Source organism: Solibacillus sp. FSL W7-1324, assembly GCF_038008025.1.
Classification (GTDB): Bacteria; Bacillota; Bacilli; order Bacillales_A; family Planococcaceae; genus Solibacillus.
The window spans coordinates 3,234,427-3,247,404 of record NZ_JBBOYH010000001.1 but is presented as its reverse complement, the minus strand read 5'-3'; the positions used below and the strand labels follow the sequence as shown (position 1 = coordinate 3,247,404).

11 protein-coding genes are annotated in these 12,978 nt (G+C 39.9%); 6 read left to right on the top strand and 5 right to left on the bottom strand.

What is annotated here, in order from left to right; translation table 11 throughout:
- Window positions 1–4 precede the first annotated feature (4 nt).
- The 6 genes from MKY71_RS16250 to MKY71_RS16225 all read left to right on the top strand — a co-directional run bounded on the left by MKY71_RS16250 (window position 5) and on the right by MKY71_RS16225 (window position 6,578).
- Complete coding sequence (locus MKY71_RS16250; protein WP_340733321.1) at window positions 5–634, top strand: peptide ABC transporter substrate-binding protein; 630 nt, start codon at window positions 5–7, stop codon at window positions 632–634.
- Window positions 631–1,605 (top strand): Gfo/Idh/MocA family protein, encoded by a 975-nt coding sequence (locus MKY71_RS16245; protein ID WP_340733319.1) that lies wholly within the window; start codon window positions 631–633, stop codon window positions 1,603–1,605. Before MKY71_RS16250 ends, MKY71_RS16245 begins: the two co-directional genes overlap by 4 nt.
- A 74-nt stretch (window positions 1,606–1,679) precedes the next feature.
- On the top strand, window positions 1,680–3,203 hold the full coding sequence (locus MKY71_RS16240) for a hypothetical protein (protein ID WP_340733318.1): 1,524 nt from the start codon (window positions 1,680–1,682) through the stop codon (window positions 3,201–3,203).
- Window positions 3,204–4,778 carry an FAD-dependent oxidoreductase gene (locus tag MKY71_RS16235; RefSeq protein WP_340733317.1) on the top strand — a complete coding sequence of 525 codons (1,575 nt, stop codon included), beginning with the start codon at window positions 3,204–3,206 and terminating at the stop codon, window positions 4,776–4,778.
- On the top strand, window positions 4,779–5,717 hold the full coding sequence (locus MKY71_RS16230; RefSeq protein WP_340733316.1) for a GNAT family N-acetyltransferase: 939 nt from the start codon (window positions 4,779–4,781) through the stop codon (window positions 5,715–5,717).
- Window positions 5,718–6,578, top strand: coding sequence for an ROK family protein (locus tag MKY71_RS16225; protein ID WP_340733315.1), 861 nt, complete (start codon window positions 5,718–5,720; stop codon window positions 6,576–6,578). It begins immediately after the preceding gene.
- Window positions 6,579–6,704: 126 nt separating this feature from the next.
- Here MKY71_RS16225 and MKY71_RS16220 read toward each other — a convergent pair whose 3' ends face one another.
- The 5 genes from MKY71_RS16220 to MKY71_RS16200 form a co-directional block, all read right to left on the bottom strand.
- Complete coding sequence (locus MKY71_RS16220; protein WP_339196212.1) at window positions 6,705–7,787, bottom strand: ABC transporter ATP-binding protein; 1,083 nt, start codon at window positions 7,785–7,787, stop codon at window positions 6,705–6,707.
- Between the two features lie 75 nt (window positions 7,788–7,862).
- Window positions 7,863–8,714 carry a PucR family transcriptional regulator gene (locus tag MKY71_RS16215; protein ID WP_340733314.1) on the bottom strand — a complete coding sequence of 284 codons (852 nt, stop codon included), beginning with the start codon at window positions 8,712–8,714 and terminating at the stop codon, window positions 7,863–7,865.
- Between the two features lie 78 nt (window positions 8,715–8,792).
- Window positions 8,793–10,277: a sodium/proline symporter PutP gene (gene putP / locus MKY71_RS16210; RefSeq protein WP_339173820.1), complete on the bottom strand. Its 1,485-nt coding sequence runs from the start codon at window positions 10,275–10,277 to the stop codon at window positions 8,793–8,795.
- A gap of 89 nt (window positions 10,278–10,366) precedes the next feature.
- Window positions 10,367–11,341 (bottom strand): proline dehydrogenase family protein, encoded by a 975-nt coding sequence (locus MKY71_RS16205; RefSeq protein WP_339196209.1) that lies wholly within the window; start codon window positions 11,339–11,341, stop codon window positions 10,367–10,369.
- Between the two features lie 300 nt (window positions 11,342–11,641).
- Window positions 11,642–12,937 (bottom strand): sigma 54-interacting transcriptional regulator, encoded by a 1,296-nt coding sequence (locus MKY71_RS16200; RefSeq protein ID WP_339196208.1) that lies wholly within the window; start codon window positions 12,935–12,937, stop codon window positions 11,642–11,644.
- Window positions 12,938–12,978 lie beyond the last annotated feature (41 nt).

Here is a 12,978-nt window from a genome sequence, read left to right as displayed (position 1 = left end):
TGTAATGAAAATCGTATTGGAAAAAGAACAGCAGCTACTTATGCACTCCCCACTGTACCGATTTACAAACGAGAACAGTGATGAGCCTAATACCGTAACAATTTTGCAACAGCCTGAAGCAGACGCCTATAAGCCATTTTCAACAGTAGAAAAACAGGGTTGGATATACTTCGATTTATGGTCGTATTCATTTGCGATTCCATTACATGAAGTGTTGAAAGCACATGATACGGTTAAAGGTGTCCTTCGACTACGCAGAACGACAAATAATTTCTCGTATATAGAAGAAGATATCCTTGCTTTATCGGAATGGTTTGGAAACGTCCGGAACGTATCGGTACGCTCGAATGAAATCGGAGAAAATCATTATACGATTGTTTTGTGTGAATTCGGTGAATCGATGATGGCCCATTTAGAATACCGGACAGGTCAGGACCGGATTGAATTTGAATGGAGCAGCCATCTGCATATTGCAGAGTTTGATAGTTTACAAATGACGGGCGACAGTGACAACAACCGAAACCTGTTCAAAAATATAGATGCAGTTCATCAGTATGCGGTGAAATGGGATGAAGCCTATGATGAAAAGCTGAATGCTGTACGACTGCTCCTGCAAAGAGGTGAACTGCGATGAACATTGGCATTATGAGCTTTGCACATATTCATGCTACGAGCTATGCAACGGCAATTCAGCGTATACCGGGAACAAAACTAACCGCTATTTATGATACGGATACAAATAGAGGTATGCATGCGAGTAAACAATATGATGTGCCATTTTTTGCAGATATGAATGGGTTTTTAGCTGAGAATCTCGATGTTGTGCTAATTTGCAGTGAAAATGTATTGCATAAAGAGATGGTAATTGCGGCAGCGAAGGCAAAGAAACATATTTTATGTGAAAAACCGATTGCTACGAATATCGATGATGCAAAAGAGATGATCGATGTATGTAAAGAAAACGGTGTTCATCTGTCAATCGCGTATCCAGTACGATACAGTGCGCCGATCCGGGACTTGAAAGCGGCTATTGATGCGGGTGAACTTGGAGAAATCGTGGCAATCCGTTCTACTAACCGCGGGCAGAACCCGGGCGGATGGTTTGTCGATGAGGAGCTGGCAGGCGGTGGTGCGGTATTGGATCATACCGTCCATATGGTAGATATTATGCGCTGGTACATGAACAGCGAAGCAAAAGAAATTACCGCATTTGCGAATAACTATTTCACCGATCTTGATACCGATGATGCAGGAATCATGACAATTGTATTTGATAATGGAGTGGTTGCCTCACATGATGCAAGCTGGTCAAGATTCCCGGAATTTCCGACATGGGGTGATGCGATGATTGAAGTAATCGGAACGAAAGCATCACGCAAAGTCGATGTGTTCAACGAGAAGCTTAACCTGTACGGGAAAGGCAGTAAATCACTAACACATTTATATAGCGGAAATGATACCGACTTCGATTTAATTGTCGACTTTCTAAATTCAATTCAACAACAGAAGCAACCGCTTATTTCCGGATATGACGGACTGAAATCATTAGAAATCGCGTTGGCAGCATATGAATCAAACAACAGAAAGCAAGCAGTAAAACTATAGGACAATTCTAAGGATACTCGCAGCGGGTATCCTTTTCTTTCAACAGAAGCTGCTAAGGAAAGGAATCGATGCAGATGAACAAACTAAAAAATTATAAAAATGAAATTGAACAGTTTGCATTTGAGGAACTAGAACGCTTTTATACGGGAGATAAACCAGTCGTTTTTGAACGGTTGAATACTTCTGGCACTGGTGATGAATTTGTAATTGATCACACGGAAAAAAGCTATGTGATTCGCGGGAATACAAGTCGTTCCTTATTATATGGAGTATATAAACTGATTGAAAAGGTAGAAGGGCTTGTTTTTCTGGACTTGGAGAAGGAGAAAAAAATCGGTATTCAAGGGCTGACAAATACGTATGAAGGCAAACCGAAATTCAGTCGTCGGGGGAATGTATTTGAAACAATCGATGACATCCCTTTTTTAAAGAGGATGCTCGATGCCGGAACAAAGAACGGGCTAAATGAAGTGTTCTTTACATTTTTCCTATGGGATGAAGTAAAGGAGGCGCTTTTACCGGAAATAAAAAAACGCGGGATTGATGTTACGTTAGGTGGACATAGTTTACGTTATTTATTGGCAAAGGCAAATGGAGTTAGTGTTTCCGGAAAGGTTGCTGCTGATGGGGCGGTAAATGATTTAGTTGGCGAGGAAACAGAATTTACAGCGGCCAATGCGCTAAAAAATCAGGATTTTTTACAGGATGAAAAAGCACAACAATCCGTCATCGAAGTAATTGTATCCTATTGTGAAGCAGAACCTGTTATTTCTCGAATCTCTCTTTGGCCGGAAGATGTAGGAGCAAAAGGTGAAGAAGCAAAGCTCTTTTTAACTCAATATATGGCTTTTACCGAAAAGCTTCAGCAAGCATTAGCCGCTGCAGGTCTACAAGTGAAAGTGGAGCATATCGTCTATAACGCCGGACTAAGTTGGGAAATGCTTGAGCGTAAAGAACAGCCGGTGAGCTCGGCCGATGTTTTATATGCTTATTGGGGTCGAAATTATGCACATAGTTATGAATCAGAACGTGATGAGCGTGCATGGGAAAGTCTAATGGATTGGCGCGGGTCAACTGATAAACAGATTACGGTTTTTGAGTATTACAGTGACCACTTTATGCTAAGTGAACTTTTCCCGCTATTATTTAAACGAATAGCAGCAGATATTGAAAAGTATAAAGAAGCCGGCTGTGATGGAATAGTCAATTTAGTCGTTCCGCTTCATAAAATTGCAAAGGCCCAACCGCATATGGAGCAATACGATTATCAGCAATACCAGCAATTGAATAATATTGTATTTGCACGGTCGCTATGGGAAGGTGTAGAAACTGTCCCGTATTTACTGTCACCGCCAATGCAGCAGCTAGCCGAGGAATTGGAACATATTTTTGCACAAAACAGCCAATATAATGCCGTATTTTTCCCTAGCCGTGTTGTAGAAGCCAAAAATCCGGAAGCAAAACGTGAAGTACTGGCGTTATTAAGCAAGATGGAACAGTTACTGCAAAAGGAACAAATAGAAGCACCACTTCAACAATATGTGGAGTCATTACAGCGAGTCGTTCAGACAACGAAATTACGTTGGGAGGCTTTATAAATGTGGGAAACGGTTTATTATTACCGTAAAAGAGATAAAAGACAGCAGCATTACAAGCAGGATGTTTTAATATACGGAGCGACGCCGGCAGGCATTACAGCAGCGATTACCCTGAAAAAGAAAGGATATGATGTGCGTATTGCTGAATGCAGCCGTTTTGTCGGCGGGATGACGACAAGTGGACTTGGGGCAACGGACTTAGGTGCTGAGCAGGCGATTGGCGGATTAGCAAAGCAATTTTATGATGAAATCGCACTCCACTATCGTATCGAAAAATGTGTACGTTTCGAACCACATGTAGCAGAACGTATATTCAAAACATGGTTGGATGATCATAGAATTGATGTCCAGACGGAGCAATTTATTGAATCGGCTTTACTTGAAGGCGGGCAAATCCAGCAAATTATTATGACAGACGGAACAACCTATGAAGCGAAGCAGTTTGTTGATGCCAGTTATGAAGGTGACCTGCTGGCACTTGCAGGGGTTGAATACATTGTAGGAAGAGAAGCGAGTACAGATTATAAGGAAATTTATAATGGGGTTCAATTTGGTACACAGCATCACAAGTTTGAAAGTTTTATTGATCCATATATAGAAGAAGGCAATCCGGAGAGCGGACTATTATATGGAATTTCAGATGAAGTTGTGAATGAGCAAAATGGTGCTGGGGATCACCGGATTCAAGCATATAATTTCCGGATGTGTTTATCGAAGGAACAAAAAGTGCCGCTCCCAAAACCGAATGGATATGAGCGTAATCATTATGCACTGCTGTTGCGCTATATAAAGGCAGGACATTGGGATGCGATGAAGTTACATACCCCTTTAATGAACGGAAAAACGGATTTAAATAATCATGGGGCATTTTCGACGGATTTTATCGGAATGAATTACGCATTTCCTGATGCGACTTATGAAGTAAGAGAAAGAATGTATCAGCAGCATGTAACGTATATTGCGGGGCTCCTTTACTTTTTAGCCAACGATGAAGAAGTGCCGACAGCTATTCGTGAGGAAGTTAGCCAATGGGGATTGGCGGCAGATGAGTTTACCGAAACAGGCAATTGGCCGCGCCAGCTGTATATAAGGGAAGCAAGAAGAATGATTGGCGAATATGTCATGACAGAACACAATGCACTGCAGCGAATAACTTGCGAACAACCAATTGCAATCGCATCTTTCCATATGGATTCCCATCATTGCCGGCGCGTCGTCGTCAATGGGCGAGTAATGAATGAAGGCGATATCCAAGTACCGGTAAAACCATTTACAATCGATTTGCGCTCGCTTTTACCAAAAAAGGAGCATTGTACAAACTTAATTGTTCCAGTATGCCTAAGTGCGTCACATATTGCCTATGGTTCGATTCGTATGGAACCGGTATTTATGATGCTTGGGCAAGCGGCCGGTACTGTAGCGGCAATTGCACTGCAGGAAGGAAGACCAGTTCAGGACATTCCATATGAACAAGTAAAACAACAGTTAACAGTACAAGGTCAAGTTGTTGAATGGGATGAAAGCTTTATCGATGATCCATTACGTCGCATGGAAGAAACGTTTGGAGGGAAATAGATGCTAAAGCCAGTAACGAAGGATTCTCACCAGGACATCATAGATTTATGGAATATTTGTTTGCCTGACTTTAAGTTATCGGATCGCTTGCTTGAACAAAATACATGGCAATCACCTTATGTTTTAAAAGAAGGAAGTGTGATAAAGGAAATAGACGGGAAAATTGCCGGAGTTGTTATTGCAAAAGTTTGGCACAAAACACATGAGGTTTCTTTAAATAAGGAACACGGCTGGATTCAAATGTTGCTCGTGCATCCGGATTACCGTCAGCAAAAAATTGCGACAGAGCTTTATCAACATGCAGAACAGGCCCTTCTTAATAACGGAATAAAGAAAATTCAGCTTGGCGGGGATTTAGGCCACTTATTATGTGGCATCCCGCTTAGCCAACGTACAGGAATTGCATTTGCCGAAAAGTACGGCTTTAAGAAAGTTGTGGAGAGTGTGGACTTTACCAAAACGGTAACAGAGCCATTATCACTGCCTGAAAAAAATAATGTTCAATTTGTTCTATTGGAAAAAGGGGAACAACAGCAACTCATCGATTTTATGAACAAATCTTTTCCCGGGCGTTGGACTTTTGAAGCACAGGACTATTTCGCTCACGGAGGAACAGGAAGAGATTATGTTGTTGTGAAATGGGAAGGTAAGATTGTTGGCTTCTGTCGTATAAATGACGAGCATAGTGCGTGGAAAGGGCCGAACTATAACTGGGCAGAGCAGTTTGACCGATTAGGTGGTATTGGCCCACTAGGTGTAAATGAAGATTACCGGAAATTTGGGTTAGGAAGAGCGGTTATTGAAGCTGCAGAATATTATTTGCAGCAACGAGGGAAAGAAACGTTCTTTATCGATTGGACCGATTTAATCGCTTTTTATGAAAAGCTCGGGTATACGATTTGGAAAGACTACGGAATTTTTGTAAAGCAGGTGGACTAAATGTGGATTTTAAGTGCTGATATCGGAGGAACAAAATTAGCACTTGCTTTATCGAAGCAAGAACAGCCGGAAAAACTAATAAAGCAAATGGAAGTAAAGAGTCCCCAACAGTCTGAATCTTTATTTGAGGCAATGATTTCAGGTTTTCATAAGCTTCTGGAAGGTGAAGAGGGGGAGGTTATAAAAGTAGCGGTCGGTTTACCGGGGATATTAGATATACAGCAAGGGCTTGTCGTTTTTCAGCAAAACTTGCCCTGGCGTAATTTTCCGCTCGTCCAAATGCTTGAAGAGGCATTTCCGAAAGCCGAAGTTTTTATGGAAACAGATATGATGACAGCAGCAAACGGTGAATACAAAATCCGTCATTTTGAAAAAGAGACATTCATTTATGTCACAATCAGTACAGGAATTGCATGCTGTGTCATTCATGAAGGGAAGTTTCTAAGAGGGGCCGGAATTCCCGGGGAAATCGGTTTTTCATTAACAAGCACAGGTGCCTACTTTGAAGAAGTGTGTGCTGGACCTGGATTATTGAAGAAGTTGCAGCAGGATACAAATGCAGAAGGAACCTTACAGCAATTCTTTGACCGCTATTATGAAAAGGATGAGCGTATTGTGCCGCTTATACATGAATGGCAGCAGGAAATTGCTCAGAAGATTCATAGTTTCATGCTGCTAATAGATCCGCACGTTGTGGTACTGGGCGGAGGCGTTATGAATCATCATCCGCAAATTGTGGATGAAATTTCACGCTTAGTTGATCAGTATTTCAGCTTGCCATTTTTTGAACATAAAAAAGGCAGAGTACAAGCAAGCATAAATAAAGGCAATGCAGGACTGATAGGCGCAGCGATGCTATAAAATTAAGTGGAAAGCGTCCCGGAATGGAAATCAATTTTCACGCACAGCAAAAAAAGCTATTTTTCTCTCAGAGAAAAATAGCTTTTTTGGATTATGTCCGAGTCTTTTCATCTAATTATTCACTAATCAGCGAATACGCATTTCAGTTGCCGGATCAAAGAAGTGTGCTTTCGCTAAGTTGAAGTTCAGTGAAAGCTCTTCGCCCATAGCAACATCTGCATCCGGATGTATTTTACCTACAAATTGCTGGTCATCAATTGACGCATAAACAATCATTTCTGCACCGGTTAATTCACTTACTTGCACTATAGTTTTAACGACACTGCTTGTGTCCTGTTTATTGCCGTCGTTAATATCTTCAGGACGGATACCTAAAATGATTTCTCGATTTGTATAGTTTTGTTCTTTTAATACTTTTAGTTTTTCATCTGGAATGCGAACTTTTTCGCCGCCGATTTCAAAATATTCCCCAACAACATTCCCGCGAAGGAAGTTCATCGCCGGTGAACCAATAAACCCGCCAACAAATACATTTTCAGGAGTATCGTATACTTCACGCGGTGTTCCGATTTGCTGAATGACACCGTCTTTCATTACAACAATACGTGAAGCCATCGTCATCGCTTCCGTCTGATCGTGCGTAACATAAATAGTTGTAGTATTTAAACGATAATGGAGCTTCGTAATTTCAGAGCGCATTTGTACACGAAGTTTTGCATCCAAGTTCGATAATGGCTCGTCCATTAAAAACAGTTTCGCATCACGAACAATGGCACGTCCTAATGCAACACGCTGGCGTTGACCACCTGAAAGGGATTTCGGCTTCTTGTCCAATAAATCCGATAAACCTAAAATTGCAGCAGCTTCACGTACTTTTTTATCAATCTGGTCTTTTGAGAATTTACGCAGTTTCAACCCAAAAGCCATATTATCATATACATTCATATGCGGATAAAGAGCGTAGTTTTGGAATACCATTGCAATGTCACGGTCTTTCGGTTCCACTTCATTCACTCGTTTACCTTCGATACGGAGTTCCCCTTCCGAAATGGATTCCAGTCCCGCTACCATACGTAAAGTAGTGGACTTCCCGCAACCAGAAGGACCAACAAGTACAAGAAATTCACCCGGCTCAACCTTTAAATGGAAATTTTCAACAGCTACATAGCCGTCAGGATAACGCTTTACAATATGATCAAAATCTAACATAAAAAACCAGTCCCCCTTTTTTCATATTATAAAAGATTAAGAGGGAAAATCCTTTGTGCAATGTGCTTAAAATTTTCAGATTTCTTTTGTTAATTTATTTAATTGTGCTGCTAAATAGGCTAATAACAGGTCATCACTACGCTTTAAATCCAAAGAAGTTTCTTCAAAATACCGTTGTGTACGATACAACAATGTATTGCGATGTATATGTAATTCCTTTGCGGCAGAGGACATATTTCCATTATGAGAAAATAGGGTTGTAATGGTGGTAATCATTTCATCATTTAAATTATTAAACAATGTATGCTGCAAGTATTGCTGTAATGGAACATTTAATTGTAATGGCAATAAAGTTAAGAAGCTTTCAGAAAAAGTATAGATTCTTTCATGTTGCCGTTCTAAGATGGCCTGAAATATTTTTTGCTCCGATGTGAAAGAGTGGTGGAGCATTTCACAAACCGGCAGCATTTGACCTATAAAAAGTTGTCCATGCAAATAAAAGTCATTTTCCAGTATGGCTATGAATCCCTCCAGTTCCTCCCGTGAATAATCTTTAAACAATATAATCCAGAAAGTATTTGGAGAAATTTCAAGAAGGTAAGCATCATCTATAAAGAAAAGTTCGATCGCATACTTTAATTGCTCGGCATCCTTATTGATATGATATTGTAAAATCCGAATAGAAGTATAAGTAAGCGGCTTTGGTACAACACCTTGCGTTAATAATAATAACCACGGATCTGTTTGCTCACTGCATTCATAGTAAAAATGTTTTAACAAAAAAGCATCTCGTTCCGTAATTTCGCTTTTGGCAATCTCATACCAGCACGCATTAGGTGAATCATAAAAAACGACAGTTGCAGAATTTTGGATTGCCGGGTATGTATGATGTTTCTTAAGGGAAGGGAATAGTTGTGCAAGTTGCATAAAGTACCTCCATTAAAAGTTTTTCCGGATATTGAAAAAACGGTATATCTTATAAAAGATCATACCGTTTTATTGATACTATTGCTCTTCTTTTAAAATACGCTGCGTTTCATTGAATTCTTCTTCGATTTCCGCATTTGGTTTATACGTCACAATACTTACTACAACTGCAACGACTAAACATGCGATGAAGCCAGGTACAATCTCATAAAGCATACTTGTTAAACTTTCCGTACGTCCCCAAACGAATGCGACTGCCGCACCGGCAACCATTCCGGCAAGTGCTCCGTAGTTTGTAAGCTTACGCCAGAACAGAGAAAGTAAAATGATTGGACCGAATGCAGCACCGAAACCGGCCCATGCGAATGCTACAAGACCTAAAATTGTACTTTCAGGATTCCATGCAACAATTGCCGCAATAATAGATACGAATAGTACAGCGACACGACCTAAAAATACATAATGTTTATCTGTCGCAGTCTTGTTGAATAAAGCTTTATAAATATCTTCAATAAGTGCTGAAGAAGTAACGATTAATTGGGAAGAAATTGTACTCATTACTGCTGCTAAAATTGCTGCAAGTATAATTCCTGCAATGAACGGGTGGAATAAAATTTGCCCTAGTACGATAAATACCGTTTCAGCATCCTTTAATTCCGTACCTTGCTGCTGGAAGTAAGCTACACCAACCAATGCTGTTGCAAGGGCACCTATTAAACTGAAAATCATCCAGCCAATACCAATACGTCGTGCGCTTTTCGTTTCTTTAACAGATGAAATCGCCATAAAGCGTACGATGATATGCGGCTGACCAAAATAGCCAAGTCCCCATGCAAGAGAAGAGATAATAGCCGCCGCAGTAACAGTAGATGGAAGAAGGCTGAACATTTCCGGATCTACCGCTTTAATAGAATCGACCGTTTCTCCAATACCACCAGTTAAGAAAATTCCGAAAACTGGAACCGCAATTAAAGTAACAAGCATAATAATACCTTGAATTACATCTGTATAACTAACAGCCAGGAATCCGCCAAATAATGTGTAGGCAACAACTACCGCAGATACGAATAAAAGACCTGTATGATAATCCATTCCGAACGAGCTTTCGAAAAACTTGCCGCCTGATACCATTCCGGAAGATACATAGAATGTAAAGAATACTAAAATGATAATCCCTGATGCGATACGTAATAGTTTTGTGTTGTCACGCAAACGATTATCCAAATAACTTGGAATTGTGATGGAATCCTTTGTTACATGTGTATAAATACGTAATCGAGGTGCTACAAGTAACCAGTTTAAATAGGCACCGACTGTCAATCCGATTGCAATCCAAGCTTCCACTAGTCCTGATAAATAGATTGCACCTGGAAGCCCCATTAATAGCCAGCCCGACATATCCGATGCTCCGGCACTTAAAGCTGTTACGGCTGCACCTAGACCACGCCCGCCTAGCATATAGTCTGTCAGGTTACTAGTTTTTCGGAAGGCATACCAACCGATACCAAGCATTGCAATCATGTAAAGAATAATGGCTAACAACTGATAGCTATAATCCGACATAAAGACAACTCCTTTATTGATAATTTTTGACTAGTTTAACATGCTTCAATAGATGGTCGTCAACGCAATAAAATATGGCGCATCTGAACTTATCTGTACTTTTTAGACATACGTCCAGCTAAAAACGCACCTGCTGCAACCGCTAAAATTGTATTTGTTTTTTTCGTAAATACTTGTTTTGTGACAAGTGTCAGGTTTTGCGGGCGTTCAGCTAAGCGACGCATAAAGTAACCATACCAATCATTACCAAACGGTACATACGTACAGAAGTTGTATCCTTCTTTAGCAAGACTCAACTGCATTTCTTTACGGAAGCCGTAAAGCATTTGGAACTCAAATTTATCATTCGGAATATTATGCTTTTGGACAAATTGTTTAACATGATTAATGACATTGTGATCATGTGTCGCAATTGAAGTGAATTTGCCATGTAGTAAATGGTATTCAATTTGCTCGATAAACTTGCGGTCAATATCGGCTTTATTTTGATAAGCGACAGATTCATCTTCTTTGTAAGCACCTTTTACGATACGTAAGCGGTAATCTTTAAAGCGTTCGACATTTTCATCTGATTCAAAAAAGTATGCTTGAATTACTGTTCCGACATTATTGTATTCAGCGTGGATCTTTTCCAATAGCTCAAATGAAGGATGTAGACGAGCATAGTTTTCCATATCGAAGTTAACAAAAATTTGATATTCATTTGCCAATGCAACGATCTCTTTTAAATTTTCAAAGCAGAATTCAAAGTCAATATCCAACCCTAATTGTGAAGGTTTTAGTGAAATATGTGCATCAAGGTTTTCACTGTGAATGCGTTCGATTACGGCCAAAATTTGTTCTTTTGCAGCAAGTGCAGCAGACTTTTCAAACACAAATTCCCCTAGATTATCAACCGTGCAAGAAATACCTTGTGCATTTAAATGCTTGATGCTTTCTATCACTTCATCGATATTTGTACCTGCAACGACACTTTGCGCCCCCAGCTTAAATCCGTACTTTTGAGCTGCAGAATTTAATGTTTGATTCTCTGAAAGTGCGATAAAAAAATCTTTTAATGACATTTTAATCAATCCCCCTGCGTTGAAAAAAGTATTTTATTGTTATTGAGGTGAGTATAAAACAAAAAATTTAAAAAAGGAAACAAATTTTGAGAGGTTCAGGGTTTGCTAGAAGGAAAATCGAGGAATACCAACGATTTTTAGCACAAAAAAATTTTGCTGAAATACTTTATTGAAACGTTTACATTCTCTTAAATACGCAATTTATATAACGTGCAATAAAATGTTGCACAAATAGAAATGAAAAAGAGACCCCTGTGTCAGGCGCCTCTTTAATGGTAAATTATAGAATATATTACCATTTCATTTGCGTTTTAAACGGTATTGTAAACCTTGCCGGTGGATGCCGAGTGCTTTAGCTGTTTGTGAAATATTTCCATCGTTTAGCTGTAAGGCATGCGAAATATAATAATCTTCAACTTTACGCATATATTCATCAAGAGGCTGCAATGTTTGTCCGGAGAAGTCGAACAATTTTTGCTCCTCGGTAGTATGTGGCACGGCTTGCTGGAGCTTCCACTTGAAATATGCTGGTATATGTATAAGTTCGACATACTCTTCCGTTGTGAGTAGTGAGCTGATATCATCCAGTAATACTTCAAGTTCTTTTAAATTTCCTGGCCAGTCATAGTTCATAAATATTTCCTCGATATCAGGTGCCAAACCTTTCACAGGGCTGCCATACGCAATACGTCGGCGAGCGAAATAATCATCCACGAAAGGTTTGATGTCTTCACGACGCTCACGTAAAGCCGGCACTTGAATAGTCAGGTTGGAGAATAAGTAGTACAGATTTTTGGAAAGGTGACCTTTCTGTATTAAGTCAATCGGGTCTTCACCAATACTTGCTATAAATACATGGTTTCGTTCGGAATGTTGCTCTAGAAGCTCCACGATACGGTTCTGTGCTTCATCTGATAAAAATTCAATCCGTTCGGCAAAAAACGTATAGTTTTTTTCTTCGGCAATATATTTTTCAATTTGAGTGAGCAATGTTTCTTCATTGCGGCGGCAAATAAGTGTAATAAAGCGTTCGTTTTTTTCTGCCAGCTCATGATGAATCCCTTCTGCAATCATATCTTTCCCCGTCCCAGATTCACCGACAAGCATGACCGGAATACGTCCTAGCGCAGCAATTTTGGCTTGCTGGATTACTTGCTTCATCGATTTTGAGACAGCAGTAATGATATCAAAAGTTAATGGAGCGCCGTAACGGCTTAAAGGACGGTCCATTAAAAATTCCTGCTGTGTAATATCGCGGGAAAATTGGATAGCGATTTTCGTCCCATCATTTAGGGTATATGGATAATAGTCATTCATCAGTGCCACTTCTTCACCACGGGCATTCCAGAACGTTTGCTTAATATGTTTGAAACTTTGACCTGAAGCTAAAACTTTTTGCAGCATATTTTGCTCCAAGTTGAAGTCTAGCGACTGTGATAAAAAGCGCTGTGTAATTTGTTCAAGTGATTCACCGGTAAGTTCGCGCATTTTTTTGTTGTAAACGATGACTCGTCCATTTTCATCAATAGCGCAAATTCCGGTTTCAATTTTTTCAATCAAAAACTCAAAAACACTAGAGCGATCTAGTTGATTCATGCGGTGTAACCCCCTCCATTTCATTTTAGCATGGGAATGTC

Bases quoted from the DNA above. Each gene is read 5' to 3' on its own strand.
- MKY71_RS16205 (WP_339196209.1), bottom strand. From the start codon at position 11,341: ATGTCATTAAAAGATTTTTTTATCGCACTTTCAGAGAATCAAACATTA.
- MKY71_RS16215 (WP_340733314.1), bottom strand. From the start codon at position 8,714: ATGCAACTTGCACAACTATTCCCTTCCCTTAAGAAACATCATACATAC.
- MKY71_RS16220 (WP_339196212.1), bottom strand. From the start codon at position 7,787: ATGTTAGATTTTGATCATATTGTAAAGCGTTATCCTGACGGCTATGTA.
- MKY71_RS16230 (WP_340733316.1), top strand. From the start codon at position 4,779: ATGCTAAAGCCAGTAACGAAGGATTCTCACCAGGACATCATAGATTTA.
- MKY71_RS16240 (WP_340733318.1), top strand. From the start codon at position 1,680: ATGAACAAACTAAAAAATTATAAAAATGAAATTGAACAGTTTGCATTT.
- MKY71_RS16200 (WP_339196208.1), bottom strand. From the start codon at position 12,937: ATGAATCAACTAGATCGCTCTAGTGTTTTTGAGTTTTTGATTGAAAAA.
- MKY71_RS16235 (WP_340733317.1), top strand. From the start codon at position 3,204: ATGTGGGAAACGGTTTATTATTACCGTAAAAGAGATAAAAGACAGCAG.
- MKY71_RS16250 (WP_340733321.1), top strand. From the start codon at position 5: ATGAAAATCGTATTGGAAAAAGAACAGCAGCTACTTATGCACTCCCCA.
- putP (WP_339173820.1), bottom strand. From the start codon at position 10,277: ATGTCGGATTATAGCTATCAGTTGTTAGCCATTATTCTTTACATGATT.
- MKY71_RS16225 (WP_340733315.1), top strand. From the start codon at position 5,718: ATGTGGATTTTAAGTGCTGATATCGGAGGAACAAAATTAGCACTTGCT.
- MKY71_RS16245 (WP_340733319.1), top strand. From the start codon at position 631: ATGAACATTGGCATTATGAGCTTTGCACATATTCATGCTACGAGCTAT.